This is a genomic window from Psychrobacter sp. T6-5, from assembly GCF_052258485.2.
Lineage (GTDB): Bacteria > Pseudomonadota > Gammaproteobacteria > Pseudomonadales > Moraxellaceae > Psychrobacter.
Map to the genome: position 1 here is coordinate 1,276,105 of NZ_JBQQEY020000001.1, position 26,505 is coordinate 1,302,609.

At 43.2% G+C, this 26,505-nt stretch carries 22 protein-coding genes; 7 read left to right on the forward strand and 15 right to left on the reverse strand.

Annotated elements, in window-relative coordinates; all coding sequences use genetic code 11:
* Positions 1-135: 135 nt before the first annotated feature.
* The 7 genes from ACTXGK_RS20195 to queC all read right to left on the reverse strand — a co-directional run bounded on the left by ACTXGK_RS20195 (position 136) and on the right by queC (position 8,379).
* Positions 136-711: a TerD family protein gene (locus ACTXGK_RS20195; protein ID WP_058024753.1), complete on the reverse strand. Its 576-nt coding sequence runs from the start codon at positions 709-711 to the stop codon at positions 136-138.
* A 234-nt stretch (positions 712-945) separates the two neighbouring features.
* Positions 946-3,231 (reverse strand): bifunctional 23S rRNA (guanine(2069)-N(7))-methyltransferase RlmK/23S rRNA (guanine(2445)-N(2))-methyltransferase RlmL, encoded by a 2,286-nt coding sequence (gene rlmKL / locus ACTXGK_RS20200; protein ID WP_443516639.1) that lies wholly within the window; start codon positions 3,229-3,231, stop codon positions 946-948.
* 168 nt (positions 3,232-3,399) lie between these two features.
* Positions 3,400-4,584, reverse strand: coding sequence for a mechanosensitive ion channel family protein (locus tag ACTXGK_RS20205; RefSeq protein WP_371532446.1), 1,185 nt, complete (start codon positions 4,582-4,584; stop codon positions 3,400-3,402).
* Positions 4,585-4,731: 147 nt separating this feature from the next.
* Positions 4,732-6,222, reverse strand: a complete 1,491-nt coding sequence (locus ACTXGK_RS20210) for a dihydrolipoyl dehydrogenase (RefSeq protein ID WP_443516641.1) — start codon at positions 6,220-6,222, stop codon at positions 4,732-4,734.
* A 115-nt stretch (positions 6,223-6,337) separates the two neighbouring features.
* On the reverse strand, positions 6,338-6,835 hold the full coding sequence (locus ACTXGK_RS20215; RefSeq protein ID WP_443516643.1) for a peroxiredoxin: 498 nt from the start codon (positions 6,833-6,835) through the stop codon (positions 6,338-6,340).
* 186 nt (positions 6,836-7,021) lie between these two features.
* Entirely contained in the window at positions 7,022-7,351 is a 330-nt protein-coding gene (locus ACTXGK_RS20220; RefSeq protein WP_201598334.1) for a hypothetical protein, read from the reverse strand.
* Between the two features lie 245 nt (positions 7,352-7,596).
* Positions 7,597-8,379, reverse strand: a complete 783-nt coding sequence (gene queC / locus ACTXGK_RS20225) for a 7-cyano-7-deazaguanine synthase QueC (protein WP_443516646.1) — start codon at positions 8,377-8,379, stop codon at positions 7,597-7,599.
* Positions 8,380-8,658: 279 nt separating this feature from the next.
* Here queC and ttcA point away from each other — a divergent pair, with 279 nt between their 5' ends.
* Positions 8,659-9,801: a tRNA 2-thiocytidine(32) synthetase TtcA gene (ttcA, locus tag ACTXGK_RS20230; RefSeq protein WP_443516647.1), complete on the forward strand. Its 1,143-nt coding sequence runs from the start codon at positions 8,659-8,661 to the stop codon at positions 9,799-9,801.
* Positions 9,802-9,906: 105 nt separating this feature from the next.
* Here ttcA and ACTXGK_RS20235 read toward each other — a convergent pair whose 3' ends face one another.
* From ACTXGK_RS20235 to ccoN, 6 genes are all read right to left on the reverse strand, one after another.
* The gene (locus ACTXGK_RS20235; RefSeq protein WP_443516648.1) at positions 9,907-10,488 is read right to left on the reverse strand and encodes a FixH family protein; all 582 of its coding nucleotides are present in this window, start codon (positions 10,486-10,488) and stop codon (positions 9,907-9,909) included.
* 193 nt (positions 10,489-10,681) lie between these two features.
* Positions 10,682-12,094 carry a cytochrome c oxidase accessory protein CcoG gene (gene ccoG, locus ACTXGK_RS20240; protein WP_443516650.1) on the reverse strand — a complete coding sequence of 471 codons (1,413 nt, stop codon included), beginning with the start codon at positions 12,092-12,094 and terminating at the stop codon, positions 10,682-10,684.
* A gap of 424 nt (positions 12,095-12,518) precedes the next feature.
* Positions 12,519-13,664 carry a cytochrome-c oxidase, cbb3-type subunit III gene (ccoP, locus tag ACTXGK_RS20245; RefSeq protein ID WP_443516651.1) on the reverse strand — a complete coding sequence of 382 codons (1,146 nt, stop codon included), beginning with the start codon at positions 13,662-13,664 and terminating at the stop codon, positions 12,519-12,521.
* Entirely contained in the window at positions 13,661-13,843 is a 183-nt protein-coding gene (locus tag ACTXGK_RS20250) for a cbb3-type cytochrome oxidase subunit 3 (protein WP_201598314.1), read from the reverse strand. The genes ccoP and ACTXGK_RS20250 overlap by 4 nt, the downstream gene beginning before the upstream one ends.
* Complete coding sequence (ccoO, locus tag ACTXGK_RS20255) at positions 13,843-14,481, reverse strand: cytochrome-c oxidase, cbb3-type subunit II (RefSeq protein ID WP_071001898.1); 639 nt, start codon at positions 14,479-14,481, stop codon at positions 13,843-13,845. Before ccoO ends, ACTXGK_RS20250 begins: the two co-directional genes overlap by 1 nt.
* Before the next feature lie 9 nt (positions 14,482-14,490).
* Positions 14,491-15,972, reverse strand: coding sequence for a cytochrome-c oxidase, cbb3-type subunit I (gene ccoN, locus ACTXGK_RS20260; protein WP_443516654.1), 1,482 nt, complete (start codon positions 15,970-15,972; stop codon positions 14,491-14,493).
* 856 nt (positions 15,973-16,828) lie between these two features.
* Between ccoN and ACTXGK_RS20265 the strand changes: the two genes are divergently transcribed.
* A complete protein-coding gene (locus ACTXGK_RS20265) occupies positions 16,829-17,218 on the forward strand; it encodes an SCP-2 sterol transfer family protein (protein WP_238036986.1) in 390 nt (129 codons plus the stop codon).
* 133 nt (positions 17,219-17,351) lie between these two features.
* Here the strand turns inward: ACTXGK_RS20265 and ACTXGK_RS20270 are convergent, their stop codons facing one another.
* Positions 17,352-18,326: a hypothetical protein gene (locus ACTXGK_RS20270; RefSeq protein ID WP_443516655.1), complete on the reverse strand. Its 975-nt coding sequence runs from the start codon at positions 18,324-18,326 to the stop codon at positions 17,352-17,354.
* A gap of 455 nt (positions 18,327-18,781) precedes the next feature.
* Here ACTXGK_RS20270 and ACTXGK_RS20275 point away from each other — a divergent pair, with 455 nt between their 5' ends.
* From ACTXGK_RS20275 to ACTXGK_RS20285, 3 genes are all read left to right on the forward strand, one after another.
* Entirely contained in the window at positions 18,782-20,017 is a 1,236-nt protein-coding gene (locus ACTXGK_RS20275; protein ID WP_201598301.1) for a lipoprotein-releasing ABC transporter permease subunit, read from the forward strand.
* Positions 20,018-20,061: 44 nt separating this feature from the next.
* Positions 20,062-20,742, forward strand: coding sequence for a lipoprotein-releasing ABC transporter ATP-binding protein LolD (lolD, locus tag ACTXGK_RS20280; RefSeq protein ID WP_058024770.1), 681 nt, complete (start codon positions 20,062-20,064; stop codon positions 20,740-20,742).
* Between the two features lie 168 nt (positions 20,743-20,910).
* Positions 20,911-21,216: a hypothetical protein gene (locus tag ACTXGK_RS20285; protein ID WP_443516658.1), complete on the forward strand. Its 306-nt coding sequence runs from the start codon at positions 20,911-20,913 to the stop codon at positions 21,214-21,216.
* Between the two features lie 69 nt (positions 21,217-21,285).
* Here ACTXGK_RS20285 and ACTXGK_RS20290 read toward each other — a convergent pair whose 3' ends face one another.
* Positions 21,286-21,861, reverse strand: a complete 576-nt coding sequence (locus tag ACTXGK_RS20290; protein ID WP_227675659.1) for a DUF2062 domain-containing protein — start codon at positions 21,859-21,861, stop codon at positions 21,286-21,288.
* Between the two features lie 299 nt (positions 21,862-22,160).
* Between ACTXGK_RS20290 and ACTXGK_RS20295 the strand changes: the two genes are divergently transcribed.
* The gene (locus ACTXGK_RS20295; RefSeq protein WP_443516660.1) at positions 22,161-25,118 is read left to right on the forward strand and encodes a ComEC/Rec2 family competence protein; all 2,958 of its coding nucleotides are present in this window, start codon (positions 22,161-22,163) and stop codon (positions 25,116-25,118) included.
* A gap of 196 nt (positions 25,119-25,314) precedes the next feature.
* Positions 25,315-26,370, forward strand: a complete 1,056-nt coding sequence (gene sppA / locus ACTXGK_RS20300; protein WP_058024772.1) for a signal peptide peptidase SppA — start codon at positions 25,315-25,317, stop codon at positions 26,368-26,370.
* The last annotated feature ends 135 nt before the right edge of the window (positions 26,371-26,505 follow it).

Consider the following 26,505-nt stretch of genomic DNA (forward strand, 5'->3'; position numbering starts at 1 on the left):
ATTTTAAACGAAACGTAAAGCATTACTAGTCATTGGGGCATTAAAAATTGTGACTATTTGCAACGATGGTCGCTTGATATTTTGGACGTGCTAATCGGAATGGCTGATAGCCCAAATGCCAATAAAAATAAGGCTTTAGATATCAACGCCGTACTGATGGCACATCGCCTGTAAGCCACCTGAATAACCTTGACCTACCGCGCGGAATTTCCATTCGCCATTGTGACGATATACTTCACCGAATACCATGGCGGTCTCAACAGAGTAATCTTCTGCTAGATCAAAACGTACCACTTCAGTGCCGGTCTCTTCATTAACAACGCGGATAAAGGCATTGGCTACCTGACCGAAGTTTTGGTTGCGAGTAGCAGCGTCATGGATAGTCACCGTCACAACTACCTTATCAACGTCAGCAGGTACTTGGGTTAAGTTTACTTTGATAACTTCATCATCACCATCGCCTTCGCCAGTACGGTTGTCACCCGTGTGCTCGACCGCGCCATTATCAGACTTCAGCTGATTATAAAAAATAAAGTCATGGTCGCCGCGCACTTTACCTGCACCATTTAGCAAAAATACACTGGCATCAAGATCGAACTCAGCACCAGAGGTGGCGCGCTCATCCCAGCCTAGACCGATTAGTAGCTTGGTCAAATTTGGATCAGTTTTCGTTAGCGATAAGTTACCGCCTTTGTTAAGTGATAGAGCCATGGTGTTATCCTTGTTATTAGACGTTAGAGACTTAATGACATAAAAGGCGATGCTTACGCTATAACTGCGCAAATCCATCGCCTAGTAATGCTCTATCATAACAACAAAAAATGACCCAATCAAAGCCGATTGGGTCATGGTTATATTTCATATACATTGGGCAAAAAACCTAAGTTTCAGGTAGTTATGCTGCCGCGATGAATTACTCTATTTATAAATACTAGCTTATAAACTTTAGCGATGGCGAATCTCAAAGCTTTGATGAATGGGCTTTTTGATATTGAAATCAAAACCAATCGTCTTTTGCGTGATATTAACGATATCGTAGCGCTCCACTAACTGCTCATCTAGCTCAAAGCGCGTGAAGTTATTAGAAAAATACAAAACGCCATCAGACGTTAAGCGGTTCATGGCCCGATTGATCAGAGCTGCATGGTCACGCTGCACATCAAAGGTGCCTTGGAACTTCTTCGAGTTTGAGAACGTCGGTGGATCAATAAAGATAATGTCGAACTGTTCGGTGTTGTCTTTAATCCACTCAAAAATATCGGCGGCAACGAATTGATATTTATTGCGGCTGACGTCTAGACCATTGAGCACAAAGTTCTGTTTGCCCCAATCTAAATAGTTCTGTGACAAGTCAACGCTCGTGACTTTTTTGGCACCAGCAAGCGCTGCATGCACACTGGCGGTACAAGTATAAGCAAACAGGTTTAGTACAGATTTGCCGCGACTGTTGTCTTTAATACGAGCACGCATATTACGGTGATCGATGAACAGCCCCGTATCTAGATAGTCGGTAAAGTTGACATAGAAATAAGCACCATCTTCGCGGGCAACATGAAACTTGCCGCGTTTTTCTGTGGTGTTCTGTTTGCTGTACTGATCGTTACCAGACTGACGGGCACGTGTTTTGATAAAGATTTGCTCACGATTAATATCAAACACTTCACGGATACCCATCAGTGCTAGATTAAAGCGTTTTTTAGCCGTTTCAGGTGGAATGGTCTTAGGCGGTGCATACTCTTGCACATGGGCATAATCGCCGTATAAATCGATAGCAACTTTGAAGTCAGGCAAGTCCGCATCGTAGACGCGAATGTTGCTGACATTGTCTTTTTTCGCCAGTTTCTTAAGCTTGGTCAGGTTTTTTTGTAGACGATTAATAAAGTCCTGTCCGTCTTCTACTTCGATCTCACGCTTTTCAAAACGGCTGACAAGATTGCCTGTCTGCCCAGCGATAAGGGTTCCGTAGCGGAAGTACACAGTGATCGCGCCATTATGACAGCGTAACGTTTTTGGTTCTTTAATCGGTAGGATATCTACTTGCTCGACACGAGCAGCTAATATGCCAAGCATTGGATCGATACCGCTGCCAGCAAAGCTGTCTTGTACAATCAGGCCAATGGCTTGATACAGTGGCTTAATCATTTCTTCATCACCCAAACGCTCACCATAAGGCGGGTTGGTAATGATTAAAGGATTACTCAATCGACCATCATCCACGAGCGGTTTTAGGGCGCTACCAAGTTGATCAAGCGCACGCTGTTCGATGTCGAGTAGCGGGAGTAAATCTTGAAGTCCTGCCGCGATGAGGTTTTTTTCTGTTGCGATGATCGCGCCATTATCAGCATCAAAACCCAACATCAGCGGCAGCGTATCTGGTTGCTCATTGGCAATCTCTAATGCTTCGCGAAAACGTGTCTGTGCATCCTCAATCATCTCCTGCCATAGCGTCTCGTCATGATGCTGCCACTCATAGAAGCCAAATTGATTGGCAGCTTTATCAATACCTACGGCATAATCACAGTGCATGAGTAGCGCTTCGATAAGGAAGGTACCAGAGCCACACATTGGGTCTATTAACGCATTATAGTAAGGCGCATCGCCTGCGTCGTTTTTCTTGTGCCAACCAGCGCTATAGAGTAGGGCAGCTGCCAAGTTTTCTTTTAATGGGGCTTCCGTCATAGCCACGCGATAACCACGGCGATGCAAACTGGTCCCTGATAAATCTAAATACAACTCGGCTTGTTTGTCATTGACGGTCGCAAAGATAGAAAAATCTGGGTTTTTGCTATCGACATTCGGACGGCTGTCGTACACTTCGTTGAATGTATCCGCAATGGCGTCTTTGACACGTAGCATGGCAAACTGCTGACTGACGGCAACGCGTTTATCAACAGATAGACGAATAGCAAAAGTTTGCTCCAAATTAAACTGCTCAGTCCAATTGACGGATTTTGCCAAACCATATAGCTGCTCTGCAACATCGTATTCTGCATTGATGTTTTTGCGTTTGATAAGCATCAATACCCGCGAAGCCACACGTGACCAAAGGCAGATGATATACAAATCGCGTAAATCACCCGTAACGGCAAGACGACCAGTACTTTTGATTTCGCTATCAATACCGAAACTTGTCAGCTCAGTCTGCAGCGGTGCCTCAAGCCCATCGGCACAAGTAATGATAAGATCAAGCGACAATGTAGAAGAGGGTGCAGCTGCGGTTTGTTCGGTCATACGGGTACCTGTGGGCTAAATTGACAAAAGAGGCAAATAATAAAATAAATGTTTTAACCAGTAATTTTACCATAATTCACGATAGGATGGTTCAAAGTGGCAATGTTTAAGGTGCAATAGGTGCGACAAGTTTGAGGTGCGATAGCGAAATACATGAAAATAAGTCAGCTACTCACCCTTTGCCAATGATGCCTTTCCTGATACAACTTGAGTGGTGGTTGCAAAAGGTTTAGTAGCGATAGGGTAGTCGACGTCTTTTGGCATAAGCAGGCGCATATGTGGATAGGGCGTCGAGATATTGGCCGCATCAAAGGCAATTTTTATCTCTTCTTGTAGCACTTCTTTGATTTTGGGTATACGTGCCACGGCTGCTGGCTTGACCCAAAAACGCACGATAAAAAATACGCCATACTCCCCAATTTCGGCGACGGTCGCTGAAGTCTCAGGACGATTGAGTACTGCATCGGTATTGCTGAGTACTTGCAAAATCTCTTTGCGCGCCGTTTCGATATCATCTTCAAAGGCAATACGGACACGAATATCAAAACGTATAAAGTTTTTGGAGGTTAAGTTAATCACTTCTGAGGAGGCGACATTAGAGTTTGGAATAATAACAGTAATATTGTCTCGAGTTAGGATATGGGTAGTGCGTAAAGCAATAAGCACCACGCGCCCCTCATTATCGTTGATATGAATCCAGTCCCCAACTTGAAAGGACTGCTCCAGCAAAATGGTGATACCGGCGATAAAGTTGGCAAGCGTCGATTGAGCAGCGAAACCGACAGCTAAGCCGACAATACCCAAACCTGCAACTAACGATACGATATCAAAACCAAATTGTGCCATCACGCTGGCAAGCCCAAGTACCAATAGGAGCACCGACAAGATATTTTTGAGTAGCTGCTCTATCGAGGCGTTGAGTCCATAATGCTGTAGGACTTTATGAATAATCTGACCAGACGACGCCCATAGTACGTAGTAGATACCAGCCCACGTACTTGCTTTCGCTGTCGCCTTGATGGTTTCTGGTTCAAAATTTATCTGACTCATGATCGCTATCAGACTGGCGACAATCCAAACGTAACGTAGCGTTGAGCGGGCAATCTTGGTGCGGCGATCATTTAAACGAATTTTGGCTCTGCTTTGCTTGAGAATATAATTGGCCAACCAATAAAAAAATCCCAACACCGCAAGCAGTATTAGGATCTTTATGCCAGTACTGGCAAGCTCTACTGCTTGAGAAGACCAATTGAGCGACTCTTCGTCTATAGATCCGCCAAGCGCAAGGTAGAGGCTAGTATGCAGGTCACGAATGATTTCTTTAAAAAAGTCGGTAACACTAGCGATTGGCATTTTTTCGTCCATGCAGGGTGTGTTTATACAAGGTTTGATAAATGAGGTGTCTGGTCACACGTCACCTCAAGTTATCTAGTCAATCAAATATAGCATGAGTGATGACTAAGCCTAACTCTATTTTTTAGAGCAAGGCTTAACTGTAAATTAAAAATTGTCTTCCTGAGCGTCCTGAGATTGATAGGGTATTTCCATTTTGTCTTGCACATCACGTAATGCCGTACGCAGTCCTTCTAATATCGTAGGGTGATAAAAAGGCGTATCGAGCATGTCTTTAATACTCAAGTCATTGGTAATCGCTGTGGCCAATATATGACCGATGTATTCAGCATCAGGGCCCACCATGCTCGCGCCTAATATTCGGTCGGTTTTTTTGCAGCCATAGATATGTAGCAGACCACAATTCACGCCCATCACACGGCTACGCCCTTGGTTATCAAAACTTACGCTACCAATCACAAACTCTAACTCAGGGTCTTCTTGGATCTCGGGTAGAGACATACCGACATTAACGATTTGCGGCGAGCAAAATACGATAGAAAAAGGAGTAGCTGGAGGACGGATATAGGCATCTTCTGTATTTTCACAGACCATGTTACCAGCACTATAGCCCTCATCACTCGCTACGTGCAGTAGAGGAATGTGAGCATTGGCATCACCAACGATATAAATATCTGAATCACCAATCTGGCCCGTCTTTTTACTTAAGTTTTTCGGACGGTTTTTGTCATCGAGTTCAACGCCTAGATTTTCGATGCCAAGCTGTTTGATATTGTTGCGGCGGCCAGTAGCGACTAACACACACTCACCTTGCCACTGCTGCGATGCACCAGCACTATCTTCGTATTCAATAAATGCACTATCGCTACCTGCATCAGCCTTTATGCCGACATCAGTGATTTTACTGCCCAAATGCATGGTCAGCTCATTACTTAAGCAGTCGATTGCTTTGTCGTTGATGTCATCATCTTTTAGGCCAGCCACTCGTTTGACTCGGTTAAATAGAGTCACCTCTACGCCCAAACGCGTAAATGCTTGGGCAAGCTCTAGACCAATGGCGCCTGCACCTACCACTGCCATAGAGTTGGGTAAATCTGTAAGCTCAAACACACTATCAGAGGTGAGCATTGTGTCACCAAGTTTATCCGCCCAACCATCCGGTATAGACGGTGAGCTACCTGTCGCTACAATAATTTGTTCCGCCGCAATGCGCTCATCATTGACTTCGATTAACCCCTCCTCGTTAATATGAGCACGCCCATCGATTTTTTTGTGATCGGGCCAGCTATCTACTTGTTTTTTGATATAGCTAGAAAAATGACTGCGCTCATCACGTACACGCTGCATCACCTGTTTGCCATCTATTTGCGCAGTTGCATGAATACCAAACTCAGCCGAATGATTGGCATCATGTGCACGATCTGCCGCTGCAATCAGTAGTTTGCTAGGCATACAGCCGACAGCGATACAGGTTGTTGTCCAAAACCCTTCGTTGATAATGACGACATCGTCTTTGATTTTACTTGCTTGGCGAAAGGCATTCTGACCTGCAGTACCTGCGCCAATAATGGCAACAGATACTTTGCGTGTGACTTCATGCGGTGTATTATCAGCAGTAGTACCAGACTGTTTATTCATATTATTCTCTAGTAAGGAAGGGTGATAGTGATATTTCCAGTTATCAGCTCAGACTTGTGTATGCGCTCTTTTAGCATTTTTATGGTGAGCAATCTAACCTAGTCTATTGTGTAGATTATGGTGCCAATATGGTTAGCAAGCGACTGGTGTAATCTTTGGCACGTAGGTTACGCTGTGCGTGAGTCAGCTCGCCCTCTTTATCAAACACAAATGCCGAGCGTACTAGCCCCAAAGTAATGTTGCCGTACATGTTTTTCTCTTTAATGACTTCAAAATACTGGCATAGCTTTTCGTCGGCATCACTCACAAGTGGAATCTGCAAGTCATATTTATCGATGAATTTTTCGTGGGATTCAACGCTATCACGAGAGACGCCAACGATATCATATCCTAAATCGTCAAAGTCGTGGATATGCGCCGTGAACTCTGTCGCTTGCGTGGTGCAGCCTGGTGTGTTGTCTTTGGGATAAAAATAGAGAATAAGACCTTTATCGGTATTGGCAACCATCTCTTTGAGACTGATTTCATCATGGATAAAATTTCCGGCAAGTTTGCGTACAATGGTCACTGGAAAGTCGGGTAGGCTAATGGTTTCTGTTGTTGGCTTTGCCATTGTAAAATCCTTATTAATTTTGGTTATGTATATTGGTTTTTTGATGGTGTAGATAGGGTTCTATTTATCGTCTTCTTATTATAGGCAGATTGGTAGCAATAAATAATCAGTTTTACACTTTGCTCATTCATTGGCAACAAAAAAGACTGGCAATGGCCAGTCTTTTGTATATCACACGAATAGTAATTAAGCAGGTTTTTGCGGCTGCTTCAAGTCTAAACCGACTGTGCACTGCTGCAAGTCTTTTTGCATGGTCTTGACGTATGGCAAGCTTGAAGGGTCTTTTTTGTCTTTTGCGTAGCTTTCGATTTCCCACATTTGACCAATCGTCATATTGCTACGGACACCGATGGTACAATTACATAATTTGGTAGCGTCGCCCTTGTCAGCAACTTTATATTTGACTGCGCCATTGACACATGAGTTGATATTACTTTGCTTAATATCAGTAGCATTCGCTTGTGGCATTGCAAATACGGCCGCTAAGGCTAGGGGTAATAATGGCAATAACTTCATAAATTTCCTCTTACAGGTAGTATCAATTTTGTAGATCTTGTAACCAATGCACAGCCAATTCATTAATATACAGGTGACTGTTGCGATTATTGATATCTAATGAAAAATATATCTGGTGGCAGAGATAATTGTCCATACCATAGCAAGTATATTGATTAAAATACAATGTCGACGTGCTGTGTTAATGCAAGCGAATGTTTCGCTAATGTTGATTGATGCCGCTGTTTGACAAAAAGTTAGTATTTCTATCCAGCTTGGTAATGAGTAGGGTCAGTGACGCCAGCTTGAGCAAAGCCCTGACGACGTAATGCACAGCTATCACAAACACCGCAAGCGAGACCGTTTGCATCGGCACGATAACAAGAAATCGTCTGTCCATAGTCCACGCCTAATGATAGGCCAAGCTCAATAGTCTGTGCTTTAGACAGCTGTTGCAATGGCGTTTGGATTGATAGGCGGTGGCCGGTAACGCCCGCTTTTGTGGCAAGGTTGGCCATGTGCTCAAATGCTGCTATGTATTCTGGACGGCAATCAGGATAGCCAGAGTAGTCAACTGAGCTGACCCCAATGACGATGTGGTTGGCATCGGCCACTTCTGCAACGGCTAGTGCATAAGACAAAAATATCGTATTGCGCGCAGGCACATAAGTATTTGGAATGGCATCGTTATCGATCTCATCCCGCTTCTTGCTAGGGAATTTGTCCGAATCGCCGTCTGGTACAATCATACTGTGGTCTGTCAATGAAGAGCCACCAAGCTGAGCGATATCAATATCAATGATTCTATGATTGACGCCTGCTGTCTCAGCGATAGTCTTTGCTGCGACAAGCTCACTATTGTGACGCTGACCATAGTTGAAGCTAACCGCTGTCACAGAGGCATAGCGCGCTTTTGCCCAATACAAACACGTCACCGAATCGAGGCCACCTGATAAAAGTACAACGGCGTTTTGATTTTTATTGAGAGTATCTAATTCAGTATCGGACGCTTGGTTGGCCGAGTTATTCTGCAAAGTAACGTTAGTCATAGTGGTATCTATTATTGGTTTACGAAAACGGCTATTTTAGCAAAAATACGGCTATTACAGAACCACGAAGCGACCAATCGCGCGTCACTAAAGTGACAAAGCCATACTAAGTAGCATTGCAATAAAAATAAAGTGCGTATTACTGTCATCTTTTCAATCTGTTAGCAATATTTGTTATAATTGCCGCTTTTAAAGCATCGATAACCCTACCTCATTGATCGTGCTTTATCGCAAATCGCTTTATAGTAAAATCATCCTTATAAAGATATTGAGTAACTTATGACCGCAGCAACCTTATTTACGCCAAACCTCCCTTCTCACTCTGACAATATATCTAATGAAGCAGACTTTAATCGTTATGTTTTAGAGGCCGATGCTGAAGAGGGCAGCAATGAGGATATCGTTGCTGAACAATCTACTGACTCACAGTCACCTACTGAATCTGCGGCTTTTCGTAAGCTACAAAAAAAGCTTCGTCGCCAAGTCTCTTGGGCCATTCGTGATTTTAATATGATCGAAGACGGCGATGTGGTGATGGTCTGTGTCTCGGGCGGTAAAGACAGCTATACCTTGCTGGATATTTTGCTCCTACTAAAACGTATTGCTCCCATTCATTTCGATATCGTCGCGGTCAATCTTGATCAAAAGCAGCCCGGTTACCCTGAAGATATTTTGCCTGCTTATCTTAATGAGCAAGGTATTGCCCATTATATCTTGGAAAAAGACACATATAGTATTGTCAAAAGTGTGGTACCAGAAGGCAAGACCTATTGCTCAGCGTGCTCACGTCTGCGCCGCGGCTCATTATATGGTTTTGCTAAGCAGATTGGTGCGACCAAAATCGCCTTGGGTCATCATCGCGATGACATGCTGGCGACTTTCTTCTTGAATTTATTTCATGGCGGCGCACTCAAATCAATGCCGCCTAAACTTTTAAGTGATGACAAGCAAAACCTGCTGATCCGTCCATTGGCGTATGTCGAAGAAAAAGACATTATTGAGTACGCCAAATTAAAGGAATTCCCAATCATTCCTTGCAACTTATGTGGCAGTCAGACCAATCTACAGCGTGCCATTATCAATGACATGCTACGCGAATGGGATGACGCTCATCCGCAGCGTTTGGCGTCTATCTTTAAGGCAATGCAAAACGTAGCGCCATCACAGTTAGCAGATCGTGAGTTGTTTGATTTTGAGACACTCAGTCTTGATCGTGATAACGACGAGCGTTTATTTGAAGGGGATAACATTCAATCAGGGCAAACCGACAGTCTGGCTGAGATTGGTTTGCCGGTATCACCAAAGACGCAAACGTTCAATCCTAAGTTTGCTAGCGATAAGCCGTATGCAACAGAATCAGGCAATGCTGTAACAAGTAGAACTACACCACAGAAAATCCCAACAATTAACCCAGTTATTTAGCGTCTCATAAGCGAATACTGATCGAGTAACCCATAAAAAACCAGCCATTCATAAAGAAGAGGCTGGTTTTTTTGAATGTAGATATCAGGGTATAGCTTAATAATATTAACTTTTATCAAAGACAGGTAAAGGTTTAAAGCTAACCTCTGAGCGCGGAAGCTTGGCAACATCTTGCATACGCCAATCGTCTTTACCGTCGTTATTCACTTGCAGGTAATATTTGGCTTTTACCGAATCAAGATCCACTTGGGCGCTGTATTTATTGCCCTCAACATGCTTTAGTACGACGTCACGGTCTTTTTTGATGTCGGTTGCATGCGAGATTGAAAGATCAAGCGTATCAGGATAAGTAAGTGGCTGGCCGTTCAATAGCTTGCCTGACTGCACACTTTGCTCAGGATAATTGAGGTAAAATACAACATCGCCATTATCCGAAAATTGCATTTTGCCATGCAAGTCCAAATCATAAGCAAGCTTGTCACGTGATACGTCGTGATAGAGCGTCTTGCCATCCATATACCAGTCGTCACGTACCACGCTGTCGCGGATTTGGTAAGAGTAGTAGACAAACCAGATACAAGCGATCACGACCGCAGCTGGCATGCCAATCACAAAGATCATAACCATGTAATTCTTGTACCATGGCTGAGTATCTTGATGTTTAAAATTCGGTGCTGGATTAGACATAAAATACCTATTCATCAGATACTTATTTATCAAAGATCTGCTTATCAGATATCGACAAATGGTATCAACGGACAATTTGACGGCTAAGTGCTGCCAGTTTAATCATAAATCATTCACCCGATAGCCTTTGACTCTCAAAGTCGCTGGCTACCGAATGACATAAAGGAAACTAAATAATCAGTTCAGTGATGAACTACTGACCTTGAGTCGTAAAGACGTTTTGCTTACTGACTTTGTACTTACCGTCTTCACTGGTCACATTTAACGTCACTGGCGTTTGACCGAATTCAATCACATCAGGATCACCATAAATACTGACAGGCATATCGAAGCTTTCGCCTGCTTCTAAGGGTACATCGTTGAAGCGCAGCTCTAAACTCAAACCCTCTTGCGGTGCGAGCGTTATTTTATAATTGTGGGGCTCTTGGGTTTTGTTGGTCAGCTTGACGATATAGCTGTTCTCAATCATGCCTTGGGTATTGATAGATGATAACTGGTTACGATCACGACGTATATCAATCTCTAGCGGTACGCGGTCTGTCAACGCATAGATAACCCCGCCACATAGCACAGCTAACAAAGCCAAATAAGCAAATAGTCGCGGACGCAGCACACGGCTTGGTTCTTTTTCGACCAGCTGACGTTCGGTTGTATAACGAATCAGACCACGCTGATAGCCGACTTTGTCCATGATCTCATTGCAGGCATCAATACAGGCCGCACACTGAATACAGCCGACTTGCAAGCCATCACGAATATCGATACCAGTAGGGCAGACCTGCACGCACATCGTACATTCAATACAGTCACCCAGCTCTTCAGGATGTGTGCCTTTTTTTCGGGCACCGCGCGGCTCACCACGCTCATAGTCGTACGATACGATCAGCGTGTCTTTATCAAACATCACACTTTGAAAACGGCCATAAGGACAAATCTGTACACACATTTGCTCGCGCATGTAACCTGCATTGGCATAGGTGGCAAAAGTAAAGATAAACATCGATACCCATACCCATGTTGGCCAATCAGGGATAGGAATAAGTCCCACTGTCTGCCAGCTATGATATAGCGAGTCCGTACCTGCCACGTAGCTGACAAAAGTCGCCGCTGTAACCACAGAAAGCAAAAACCAAATCGCATAGACGACCGTACGTTTGAAAACTTTACTCGCACTCATCGGCGATTTATCAAACTTCATACGCTTATTGCGATCACCGATGACCCATTTTTCAACATATTGGTATAAATGTGTCCAAATCGTCTGTGGGCAGGCATACCCGCACCAAACACGACCAGCATACACGGTTACCATAAATAAGGTAAACGCTGCAATAATGGCAAATGCTGCAATAAAATAAAAATCTTGGGTTAAAAAAGTCATGCCAAAAATATAGTAATGCTGTGAAGGCACATCAAACCATATTGCTTGTCTATCATTATAGCGCAGCCATGGCAAAATTAAAAAAGCAGCCAAAAGGGCATACATCGTGATAACACGAATATTTTGATAAAAACCCGTGACAAACCTTGGATGTACGCGTTGCTTGGTCGCATCAAGATCGACCTGCTGTACAGGGATTTTATTAGATTGTTGTTGTGCTGACATAAACGTGCCTCTTTAAAAAAAGAATCAGTCTGCTGGCATGATGAACAAACACCTCTCGTGTTGAGGTATATGAGTGTACGATGTTATCAATGTCAGTAAATAGTGGATAGAGAATTGAACAAAGAAAACTCTAATCCACCTACTAAATAATCGATTGTAAGTAGCTTATTAGATCGAGCTAGGACGTTATAACGTCGTGACTCGTCAGCTATTTTGGAAATAGCTATTCTAACATTCTCCCTACTAATAATGGGGTAATAATCATGAAAAGCAATCGATATGTCTCAATGATTTCTAGCGCTTATATGCGCTTTTGATAGCAGTCGTTGAGTATGAATCTGTAAAAACATATTAAAAAGGGAGAACTGCAATGACAGTTCTCCCTTTATTAAATTTCGTCCATATAAAATACAGTAACAGCGTCTTAGTTAGCAGTTGCTTCTTCAGTCGCAGCAGGCTGATTAGCTGTAGCAGCCATTGCTACTTCAGGCGATTTGCCAGTCTTATCTGACAGTGAGTAGATATAAGCAGCAAGCAGCATAATACGCTCATTACCTAGCTTCGTTTCCCACTGAGGCATTACGCCTGCACGGCCATAACGTAGCGTGTTACGTACAGTTTCACGCTCACCACCATACAACCAGATATTATCAGTCAAGTTTGGTGCACCCGCTGAAATCATACCTTTAGCATCTGGTCCATGACACAACACGCATTGCTGCTTGAAGATAGCCTCACCTTGGTTAACCAACGTCTGGTCAAGCTTACCATTGCTCTTGCTGCCATGATCGCTAGATAGTGACAGCACGTATTCTGATGCTGCACGTACGCCATCTTCACCGATCTGATCACGCCATGCTGGCATACCGCCAACACGACCGTTGTGCAAGGTAGTCAAGATATTACTGGCTTCGCCACCATACAACCAATCATTATCAGTTAGGTTAGGGTAGCCTGTCGCACCTTTAGCGTTAGAGCCATGACATACCGCACAGTTCTGTAAGAACAAACGGCTACCAACTTTCAAAGCATTTGGATTTTCAGACAGTTTTTCGACGTAAGGGGCAAGCTCTGCAACTTTTTCGTCGATTTGAGTCTGCAAATCTGCTGGTGGGTTTTCACTACGACGCATGGTTGCTTGTAATTCGTTTAGCGTACCAAGTGTCGAGGTCGCGCCCGCTGCATTCGCTTTGACCAAGATACTTTTTTCAAAGTTATCTGTAAATACTTTGTTATTGCTTTCAAGCTCACTGAACAATTCGTTCTTAGAGGTCCATGGCACATCTTCACCATCGACTTTTACGGTTGCAAGACCGTTCCACTTTCCCGGAAGCATCGCTGGGAAAAATACCCAGTAAACCACACCCCAGACGATTGAGCCAAAAAATATCACCAACCACCATTTAGGGAGTGGTTTGTCGTATTCTCGGATGCCATCGTATTCATGACCAGTGGTACCGTCTTCTTCAACCTCTGGCTTGTATTTTAATACAAACAGCAGAACGCCAAGAATGAACGCCCAACAACCAAAACTGATTAGCGTAATCCAAGAACTCCAAAAAAATGTCATCGTTTATCCTTATTGCGCTGCTCTTCAGACAGAGATCTAATATCCTCGTCATCAAGCGCAAGTTGTGCATCTTCTTCGAAGCGTTTTTTGTTTTTTGGCGAATACGCCCACCATGCAACGCCTACAAAGGCAATAAAGGCAGAAACGGTCGCAATTGTTTGTAATTCACCAATACCCATTAGCGCTGTCCTTCCATTGCGGTACCTAACTGCTGTAAATAGGCAACCAGAGCATCAAGCTCAGTGGCACCAAGTACAGCATCTGGAGCACCTTCGATATCTTCTTCAGTATAAGGCACACCGAAGCGATCACGGAATAGACGCATTTTAGCTTGAATGTTCTCACCATCGACTTCGTTCTCGGCCAACCAAGGGAAGCCAGGCATAACTGACTCAGGCACTAGCGAACGTGGGTTGATTAGATGCTGCTTTTGCCAATCTTCAGAATAACGGCCACCAACACGTGCTAAATCTGGTCCAGTACGTTTCGATCCCCATAAGAATGGGTGATCCCACGTCGATTCAGCGGCACGTGAGTATGGTCCATAACGTTCAACTTCTGCACGTAGTGGGCGAACCATTTGTGTATGACAAACGTGACATCCTTCACGGATATAAATATCACGACCTTCAAACTCAAGCGCAGTCCAAGGCTCCATAGCGGGAAGGGGTTTGTTCAAACCGCCTTCTTCAGGACTATCGTTGTTATAAATCAAAGGCACGATTTCAACTAGCGTTGCAAAACTAATGGCAATAACGATACCAATGACTAACAAGCCTGTATTTTTTTCAATAATTTCATGCGGTGTACCAGCCATGATCGCTCCTTATACGTTAGCTGTCGAAGGTTTTTCGACACTAGGTTCATGATCCGTTGGATCAGCGACATCTACAGGCTTACCTTCTGGCATCTTGAGTGTTTTATAGCAGTTATAAGCCATAACAAACATACCCGATACATATAAGAAGCCACCAAACGCACGACCGATATATGGGAAATGCGAGAATTCAACAGTATCAACGAAGCTATATACCAAAGTACCGTCTGGGTTAGTAGCAAGCCACATCATGCCTTGGCCAATACCTGAGATCCACATAGACACGATATAGAAAATCGTCCCTGCAGTCGCAAGCCAAAAATGCGTGGTGATTAAGCTGATAGAGTACATCTTTGGTTTGTTATAAACACGTGGTAACAGCACATATAGCGAACCAATCGTAATCATACCAACCCAGCCAAGTGCACCTGAGTGTACATGACCAATTGTCCAATCCGTGTTATGCGATAGCGCATTCACTGTTTTAATCGACATCATTGGGCCTTCGAACGTTGACATCGCGTAGAACGACAATGCCACGATCATAAAGCGAATGATCGGATCGGTACGCAGTTTATCCCAACTACCTGATAGCGTGAGTACACCGTTAATCATACCACCCCAAGATGGTGCAAATAGAATGATGGAGAATACCATTGCTAATGACTGCGTCCAATCTGGAAGCGCTGAATAATGCAAATGGTGACCACCAGCCCACATATATGAAGCAATCAATGCCCAAAAGTGAACGATAGACAAACGATAAGAATAGATAGGACGACCAATCTGTACCGGAACGAAGTAATACATCATTCCAAGAAAAGCTGCCGTTAAGTAAAAACCTACCGCGTTATGCCCGTACCACCACTGCACCATCGCATCAGTTGCACCGCCAAATAGCGAGTAAGATTTGAACGCACTAACAGGGATAGCCATGCTGTTTACGATGTGTAGTAGTGCAATCGTAATAATGAAGGCGGCAAAGAACCAGTTAGCCACATAGATATGTGAGGTTTTGCGTTTGATGAGTGTACCAAAAAATACAATGGCATAAGAGATCCATACCAAAGCAATTAAGATATCGATAGGCCACTCAAGCTCAGCGTATTCTTTACTTGACGTCAAACCTAGGGGAAGAGTAATAACAGCAGAAACAATCACTGCCTGCCAACCCCAAAAGGTGAACCAAGCCAAATATGGCGCAAATAGGCGCGTCTTGCAGGTACGCTGAACGATATAATAAGACGTTGCGAACAAGGCACAACCACCGAACGCAAAAATCACCGCATTGGTATGCAGTGGTCTTAAATGACTAAAGGTCAGCCATGGAATGTCAAAGTTGAGTGCTGGCCATGCTAACTGTGAAGCAATGAACACACCAAGACTCATGCCGACGATGCCCCAAACGACAGCCATGATCGTAAAAAATCTTACGATAGTAATTTCGTACTCACGGTCAACTGGGGCGACTGCTGTGTTTTGTAAACTCATTGGATGATTCCTTTACAGCCCGAATTATCAACAGAATTAACCAACAGTCCGCACTACAGGTATTATAAAAACTTATAAACCTACAATAGCTACGGTACATACTGTTTTTTGACCCTTTTATCACCATAATCTTATTAACTATCAATTTAGGCTTTGACTTTATATCAGTTGATACTGATGGATAAAATGAGGCGCTTCGTGCACCTTGCTTACAGCCAATCGATAGTAGGATTGTTAATAGATCATCAAGATAAATAAAAAGACGCGCCGTTTTTGAACATCAAACATCTTATGAGGCTAAATATGTATCTTAATTATTACGAAAAAATCTGTACTAATGAAGATAGATACCCATATCTATAGGGCTATAAAAACGCACTGACCATAGATGTATGCTAGCGGCGGCTGACAAAAAACATGTTTATGTAATGTTTGGTTAAAACTCCCGACTCTGTTTAAGGGTATTGTAACGCAATCCTAATTAAATATCATCAGAACTATGCGGCAAAATACAAACTCTTTGGTATAAATGTTAGCGAGCAACTTATTATTATTGCGCTAATTACCTATTTTATACACAATTTTGTCACTATTCTAGATGCGTGTTTGCATCAAACTAAGACAAACGTTGCTAAATACAAGCGTGAGCTTCGAAAGGAATTTTGTAACAATTGCATCACTAGCGGCACAAATAGGTTTTACTTCTTATCAAGTCGCCCCTTATAATGAGCCTGAACATATTTAATAGCCGCATATTTGTGGTCTATTAATAACAAGCATTTTAATAATTTGCTAGTCAGGTTAATGCGTCGAATAGTAGCGTTAACCCAACAAAACACCCATTAAGGATAATAATATGGCAGTTTTTTTGACAGATGAATGGTTTGAGCAAGTGGAGAAGATGGGTAGTGAAGCAGGTGAGTTAAACCTACCACCAGCGCTTGCTAACATGATTGTTAACCTAAAAGTATCTGATACTGAGAAAGACATCGAAGCCAACTTTGCCGATGGTTTATTACATCGTGGTCTAAATAGTAATGGCACGACGACTTTATTATTAGATCGTAGCATTCTACAGTCTATCATCACTGATTTTGACACCAACCAAATTATGGGTGCTTTCATGAGCGGTAAAATTCGCGTTGAAGGCGATATGTCGCAATTGATGGCAGTACAGACTGCTCGTCCAAGCGCTGAGCAAAAAGAGTTGTATAAGCGTATCAAATCAATGACGACTATGGCTTAATCGTTTTTATCGAAGGTTTGTAGAATATAAGCAATAGTAAGTTGTAAAAAAGCCCCTAATTCATATTAGGGGCTTTTTATTGTGTAAAAAACTAAGCACAACACGTAATACAATAGGCTGTTATATTCAATAACTAGCTGGCTTTTGACTGCTGTGCTGCACTTGTCTGATTTTCTTTGTATATCGCTGCCTGCAACCAGACATTGGCTTGCACATAGTCATGCACTTTAATGCTGGCGGTCTCTGGCGTATTAAGCGCACCAATACGTACGACAAAGGGATCTGCGTCCTGCTCACGCAATGTCACTACATCAAACAAAATGACAGATTTACCGTTAAATACCGTTTCTTGTTTGCCAAGCACTTGACCTTGACACCAAGCCTCATCCTCTTGCCCCAAAGTATCCCCAAATAAATAAGCACACATGTGACCTAAGTTAATTTCGACCGGCGCCATTTGTTCTTTGGTTTCAGGCTTCCATTCACTGATTTGCTCTTGCAGATCGTCTGGAATTTTTCCGTCATTAGCCGCGACGATATCGTTAAACGCACGGTGATAGCGGATAGACTCTTGGTCTTCTACCATGATGACTTCGTTTTGCTCACTGAGCTTGATCTCGTGCGCCCATGCGCTAAAGTTAACGAAATAAGACGTATCGCGCTGATACAAATGACGATTGGTCGTATAGAGCTGATCAAAAGCATAAATAATGCTGCCATCAGCGGTACGCAAGCGTAGCACTGCATCATGTGAGTTGTCATTGGCGATGACGCGCTCGATTTTACAGTCAAGCCCATAAGGACTATCAACACAAGGATAAGCGTTGATGAATCGCTCAGGCTTACCGTCTTTCATCGCGAGTACTTGATTGATATGGCATGGCTTGTCTTCTGATAACAACAAACAGCTGTCCTTTGCACTGACGTTGTTGTTCAGGCCTTTAGGCATTGCCGCCACTTCGATCATTTTTTGTAGCCACTCTGGCACATCATTGCTCATATCATCGGTCAAAATACGCCAATGATCGCCATGACCTGCAGACTGCTCGTCGGTCAGTGTAATCTTGGTAGGAGTTTGAATGTTTTTATATTGATAATTTATGGTCATGAAAATACTCAAAATTAAGTCAGCGTGGGGTTTGTATTTAATACTGTGGTACGACGGTTACTTACCTACCATTCAGTATTTCAAATAACTGGTTTATGATGTCAGCGACATTGCCAGCAAAGAGTGAACAAACCACAATAAGGGTTAATGACAATTGTCTTTAGCATATAATATATAGGTATTGACACATCTAATAGCAAGGCCTCTATAAAAAATAATAACAAAACCCAGTTTTTTGGTAAAAAATACTCTCAGTATCGGCTAATGACTGGCACATATTGGCTAAATTGTGTCAAACTAGCTCCCTTTTGACGGCTGTCCTTGGCTCGTCTGAAACCCTGTTTTTGTGTTCGATTTATATGTGAGTATGGCAAATGTCAGTTTATGATGCATTTGCCACTGCTCGTTTTGTAGCCTATATAAAGTCGCACGTAGATAAGATAAAGAGTTTGAATATGTTTCGTCCTTTAGCGTTATTTATCGGCTTACGATACACCCGAGCAGAGCGCAGTAATGGCTTTATCTCCTTTATATCCCTTATTTCAATGATTGGTCTGACGCTTGGGGTTGCCGTATTGATTACGGTGCTATCGGTCATGAATGGTTTTGATCGAGAATTAAAAACCCGTATTTTGGGCATGGTGCCGCAAGCCACCGTGGTCTCAACGGAGATTATTGGTGATTGGGAGCAGCTGGCTGATAAGATTAAAGAAGATCCAGAAGTATCAGCTGTCGCACCCTTTATTCAATTGCAAGGGATGCTGACATCAAACGGTCAGGTCGCAGGGATTATGGTGACTGGCGTTGAGCCTGAATACGAAAAAAACGTCTCTATCATTAATGATCATATGGTCGAAGGCAGTATTGATACCTTGCAAAGTGGTGACTTTAGCATTGTATTGGGTGAGGAGATGGTTCAGTCTCTGGGCTTGCAGATAGGGGACAAAGTGACGCTAGTGCTACCAGAAGCATCGCCATCGCCAGCTGGTGTGATACCACGATTTAAGCGCTTTACTTTGACAGGTATTTTTACCATCAGCCCAGAGGTAGACAGTCTGATGGCGTTCATCCCGATGGGTGATGCAGCAAAACTGCTGCGTCTGCCAGAAGGGGCGCAAGGCGTGCGTATGAAGCTCAATGATATCTTTACTGCGCCGATCGCATCACAAAAAGCGGCAGCCATCGCACCTGAACAATTATATCCTAATGATTGGACGCAGACGCACGGCAATCTGTTTGGTGCGATTCAGATGGAAAAAGCCATGGTTGGTTTGCTATTGTTTTTGATCATCTTAGTTGCCGCTTTCAATATTGTCTCAAGTCTCGTGATGCTCGTCACTGACAAAAAAGCAGATATTGCCATTCTTAAAACCTTTGGTGCGTCTCCTCGTTTGATTACCCAAGTCTTTATGGTGCAAGGCGTGGTCATCGGTGTCATCGGTACTGTTGCTGGTACGATACTGGGCGTGATATTTGCTCTGACCGTCAGTGATATTTTAGGCTTTATTAATCAAGTCTTTAATTTGAATCTGTTTGATGCTTATTTTGTGAATTATTTGCCGTCAGAGCTGCGTTTGCTCGACGTGGTACTTATTACAGGTGCCTCATTTATATTGAGCTTTTTGGCAACGATCTATCCAGCACGCCGAGCGGCTAAGATTCAGCCTGCTCAGACGCTACGTTATGAGTAATTCAATCGCATAAATATCGACATAAATAAAATAAAGGAAGCGCTATGTCTGCCATTTTAAAGGCGACCAATATCAATAAAATATATGATGAGGGAGCCGTTAGTACGCAAGTATTGACGGGCCTCGATCTGACGGTTCATGCTGGTGAGCGCATTGCTATTGTCGGGACCAGTGGTTCAGGAAAAAGTACCTTGCTACATTTGCTTGGTGGTCTAGACACGCCCACGAGTGGTGAAGTCTGGTTGCATGGTCAGTTATTAAATAGCATGAATGAGACCGAACGCGGCGCGATGCGCAATAAGCATTTGGGTTTTATTTATCAGTTTCACCATTTGCTAGCAGAGTTTACCGCAGTTGAAAACGTTGCGATGCCTTTATTGATGCGTCCAGAAGTATCAACGACTGACGCACGCAAGCAAGCGATTGAGATTCTCGAAAACGTCGGTCTGGATCATCGGTTGATGCATAGACCAGGTGAGCTATCAGGCGGTGAACGTCAGCGTGTGGCGATTGCACGTGCGCTAGTTACTAAGCCTTCGCTTATTTTGGCGGATGAGCCGACTGGTAACTTGGATTATGATAATGCGCAAAGTGTTTTTGGATTGCTGTCAGAGCTACAAAGCACCATGCAGACAGCACTTTTGATGGTGACACATGATCGCAACTTAGCGGCTCTTGCTGATCGTCAGTTGTTGCTACGTAATGGTCATTGGGAACAGTATTAACGTCTATATGTGTTGAGATTTTCAGATGAATATAGGTGTCATGAATTGGCACTTATAAGGGTTGTTCTGACGAAATATATTGTTGTATTATCAAGTAAATATTTCATAGCAAAAGATATAAAAGCTTGATTAATTAGCTGCTATCTCTATTTTATAGGACTCCGTACAATGAATGCAGATGACAATCCAATCGCCGCTTTTGGCAGTGCTGAAGAAGGTGATGAGCCGTTAAAGCCCTATATCGATCCAACCTTGTTTGAAACGCTCGATAGACAAGAACAAAAGGATCTCATCACACCCGTGTTTGACGCCATTACTTTGGCTGGGGTTGACTATGATTTAAAGGTTCAAGACAGCGCGACAGGTAAGCGTTATACGCTCTGTAAAAACGACGAGGTTATTGAAATCGTCTCTATGGATAAAGATTTTACAGACAAGCTTATAGACGCCATAGAAAGAACCAAAGAAGAGTAATAGCTATTGCTTAAGACGCTGACGTTGATACTGTTTAATATTAATACCGTTTAATGATGTTAAACGGTATTAATATTTAGGCGATTTATCATCAGGTTTTTGCTGACGTTTTTGCCAACTCACGACCGTCTTGTAACGCCAAATCGCTTTAAAGGCAAGTCCACAAACGATACTGGTTATAACCGCTAAAATCGTTAGCCCTATACAAAATGCTGCCAGCGATACAGTACCCTTATAAGTAATAAAAGGGTTGGCGCCATCTGATAATGCCCATAAGCTAAAATCAGCAATCATTCTGCCGATAAAGCGCAAACTGATCACTGGTGCATCAATGATTTTTGCACCGATATAATACCCAGCATAAAAGATAGGCAAGCTGGTGACTGGATTGGTAATCCACGTCAGACCGAGAGCCATAGGTACATTGGCTCGAAAAATAAGCGAGCCAATCAAAGCCAGCAACATCTGTCCTGGCAGTGGAAAAAATGCGCTAAGCACGCCAATATAGACCGCTTTATTTAAGCTATGGCGGTTGAAGTGCCATAACCGAGGATCTGCCAAATGCGGGGCGAACAGTTTTAGGGTGCGACTTTCTAGGATTTTTTCCGGTGTAGGAAGCAGGTCTTTTAGACGTTTGTGGGGCACAGTATCGCCTTTAATCGTTAACGACAGTCCGCTCAATTGTATTGATGGGCTGGTATAAAGTAATATTATGGATAAAAAAATACCGATGAGAATACATAGAGTGGTGATGGTAGAAAGCCATCATTTTAATATGCCTCATCAGTATAGGGTAATATAAATATAAATGCTATTGCCTCACAGATATGATGCTTCAGTCGCTTCTAAAATGTCGATAAAAATGCCTGCTCTGGCGCTTTATTATCATCAATAACTGGCGTTAGCTGCATTATAATATTTTGCTCATCAAGCAAGGAGTGCTGGTGTATTGGTTAGTTGGTAGCCTAGTAATTATTGCTATGATGGGCGTTTTGGCAGTTGCAGATAATGTGGCGATGCCGATCGACATGCCTTTATTGGATATGGTCAGCGCTTCCGGTTTGCTTTGGTTGCTTGTCGTATTTGCTATTATTCTGCTTAATGCTACGCAACTTAACACCCCTTCAGTAAATACTCAAAGTACCAATAAAACGCGCTCTGTCAGCTCACCTAATGATGCTAAGTTGTCACTTTTTAGCAGATACTTCTTATTTGGCCTATTAGCCATTGCGTTGGTCGTGGGTAGCGCGCTACAAGCGCTAGTTGCACATCAGCAAGCCGAAACGACCAAAATCACTGACTCTATACGTGTACAAGCGCTCGTTCGTATCGAAGGGATAAGTGACAGCGTATATGATGCCAGTACAAATAGCGGCTATCGACAAGTAGCAGTGGTCACACAGTTAATGCCATTAGTTTCTGAGTTGACTCCTCAAGATTTGGCAAATAGTACAAGTAATTATTCGGAAGGAAAAAATAATAGCCTAAGTAAAAGATATGGTGACAATTTTGAAAAAAACCTCAATAATCATATCGAATACCGAGTATTGCTCAATGCCTATCCAAAAAACACATCAAATGATGGCTCGTTCTCAAATTTAAATGATTTGCAACCAGGTGATGAGCTATTTATGAGCTTGGCACTGGCACCATTGTCTACCTCCAAGCAAGCAATAAGCAACCCGTCTGGTTTTGATAGTTATCGTTGGTTGCGAGGTCGACATATTGATGGTGTGGCAAATATACTGGCGGTTAGTCCGTTGACTATCAACAAGAGCAGTAACGATGAAGCTTTACAACAGGCATCGACGTCTAACTCTTACTTCAAGCGATTCCGTACTCGTATTGATACAGGACGTTGGCAATTAAGGGATCATTTTTATACAGATTGGTCAGCACAGACCACGGCTGAGCAGCAGGCCAGAGCTGTCACATTGAGTTTGCTCACAGGTGACCGTAGCTTGATTGATCGCGATACCAAGGATTTGTATCAACTGGCGGGTATCTCGCATTTGCTTGCAATATCAGGGACACACGTACTGTTTTTAGCCATTGTATTGGGCGGCGCCGTTGTGTTGCTATTCAATCGATTGTGCCCGGTAGTTTATCGTTATATGCCACGCTGGCAAGTGCGCTGGTGGGTCATGATTGGTGCTGCTTTTATCTATGCGCTATTTACAGGTTTTGATGTGCCCGCAGCACGTACGGCTTGGATGCTACTGGCTATCGGCTTGGTGAGATTGACATTGCTACCTATCAGTACCATGCGTGTGTTGTTAGCATTAGCGGTCTTGATGGCATGGCAAGATCCGTATGTGTTGTGGCAGGCAGGGTATTGGCTATCTTTCATCGCAGTAGCACTACTACTCAAGTACGAAGACACATCATATCAGCGCAATACAGCCGCTGCGCCGCTACCATACAATGATGATAATAATGGGCGTGCTTATATAAGTCATGTATTATTCGACATTGCTCGGCGTATATTCAAGCTACAATTCTGGCTATTTTTGACTTTATTGCCTATCACACTGCTCTTATTCGGTAAGGCGTCGCTATGGGGACTTATTGTCAATTTATTTGCCATTGGGCTGTTTGGGTGGGTGATTGTACCGCTCAATCTGTTAGCAGGGCTTTTTTACTTATTATCACCCACGATAGCCGACAGCATTTGGTCCTTAGTCAGTGCCATCGTCGGCAATCTACATGAGTTGATTGGTTGGCTGACATCATTACCAGCATTAACAGACGCATGGCTTTATACACCAGTGAATATGGCGATATTGCTCATGGTGTTGTTAAGTATAATACCTTGGCTTTTGCCAAGAGGGCTGCTTAGTCGCTGGTTGGCAATGCCTCCTCTGACGCTGTTAATGATGACGGTGTATGCCAATCAGCAGTCAATCATAACAATGTCGACGTTATATATTTTGCCAACGGGTGATCCATATATCAGTGCAGCCTTGCTACAATTCCCTTTAAATGATCAAAGCGTTAGTAACAGTAAGGATGGATCCTCACTTGCGAAAGACAGTACCAGCTGGCTGTTTTTAGCTGATCATAGACCAACCGTAACACGGACCGTGCCAAGTAGTCTTACAGCGGATAGGCTATCTGCGTCTTTAGAGCAGCAACTGGGTAGTTTGTCAGTCGATAAGCTAGAAGGCATCATAGTGCAGAGCAGTAGCACCGTACTGACTGACACATTGAATGTTAGTGAGCAAAGTATGGCCGTTAGTGCCAAAAATTCTGAATTATTACCGCTGGCAGTTGCGCAGTTAAATCAGCAGCTGCCTGTCAGCCAATATTGGCAAGCTGGGCGCTCTGAGCGTTGGTCTGCATTTCAGCAAGCATCTAAAATAGCATCTCAGTCTAAAGGTAAGACGAATATCAGTGCCCAAGGTTGCGAGCAAGGCAAAACATGGCAGGTAGCTAGTGGTGATTTATCCATCCAAGCAATGACAGGCTGGAGTGAGATAGGTGATACCAGCGTGTGGGACTGTACAATTGCGATTGATAGCAGCATACCTATACAAGTTCTAAGATACAACGCAGTCGATCCGCTAAAGTCATTACCTGTAAACTCTCAAACGAAAATAGCAGATAACCAGTTAGATACGGCTCACAAAAACTCATCTCAATCACGGCTTGTTTTGGACACCGACACCCATCCACGCGTTTGGCAGATGTGGTCATTATTATGTTCAGCTGATTCGAATAACGACAGCATGAGGTTTAAAAATATCACATGGCTGGGTCATAGTGCATCACAGCTGACGACTGACGTCATAAGTCGTCAAAGCATCAATGATATTATCACCTACGATGACAAACCTTTAGAAGCGTCTTTATCGCTGGATATAATCGACAACGGTGTTGACGCAGAAGCGATGAGCCCTTAAAAATATCGCTTATATTCTCAGTGTTACAATATGGTGATATTTCACAGTTATACTATTGAACCATTATCGAAATACCACCATACTTAGCAGCCTATTAATACCGATGATTGACATGGCGAGGAGATATTTATCTTTAGCCGTATCTACCAATATCATCTTTTTATTGTTTTAGATTGTTTCTGACTTAGGAAGTTATATGCCCAACTGGCCACCAGACCCAAACAAACGTCCTGATAATTCGGCAAATCAGCCAACGCCCATGCAGCAACCAAACGCGCCGAGCGGACAAGAGTGGAAAGTACTGGAAAACACCTTATTAGCTAGTGTGGTTGAGCAGCGCCGTGCTCGTCGCTGGAGTATTTTCTTTAAACTGTTGACCTTTGGTTATATCTTATTGATATTTTTGACCATAGGCCGCGGATGTAGTGGTTCGCCAACAGGTATGGATGCCGTTGACACTAGCTCGCCGCATTTGGCAGTGGTTGAGCTCCAAGGTGTGATCAGTAATGATGACGTGGCCAACGCTTACGATGTCAATGAGGCATTGAGAGACGCTTTTGCCAACAGTAACTCTAAAGCGGTGGCGTTAGACATTAACTCACCTGGTGGCTCACCAGTACAGTCTGATGAAATTTGGCAGACCATGATGGATCTGCGTAAAGAATATCCAGATAAAAAGCTTTATGCCGTTATCGGTGATATTGGTGCTTCAGGTGCTTATTATATCGCCTCTGCAGCAGATGAGATCTATGTCAATCCATCGAGCTTGGTTGGTTCTATCGGTGTCATTATGCCAAGCTACAATGTCAAAGGTCTAATGGACAAAGTCGGCGTAGAAGATCGTACTATCACAGCGGGTGAGTATAAAGACATCTTGAGCTTGTCGCGTCCATTGACTGACTATGAAGAAAAACATGTTGAAGGTGTGCTTGCCAATACGCACAAGCATTTCATCAATGCCGTCAAAGAAGGCCGCGGTGATCGCCTGAAAAACCCTGAGCAAAACAAACTGTTTTCAGGACTGTTTTGGACCGGTGAGCAATCTATCGAGTTAGGTCTGGCAGACAAAACAGGCAGTATCACAAGCCTCAGTAAACAATTAGATCTTGATACTATCATCAGCTATAGCCCAACCGATCCGTTCCAAATGTTTATGGATCGTTTTGCGGTACAACTGGGCGCAGGCATCGGTTCTAGCATGAGTCTTGATGGGTTTTTGCCCCAAGAAGAAGGTAATGCAAAAATGCGTTAAGCGTTTAATGTTTTAGATATACTGTGTATGATTGTTGAGGCTGAGCATATAATTATGTTCAGCCTTAATTGTATATAGTGCTAAAAATTATCTTAATATGAAATACAGTTGCATTATTAAAAATAATATATAAAC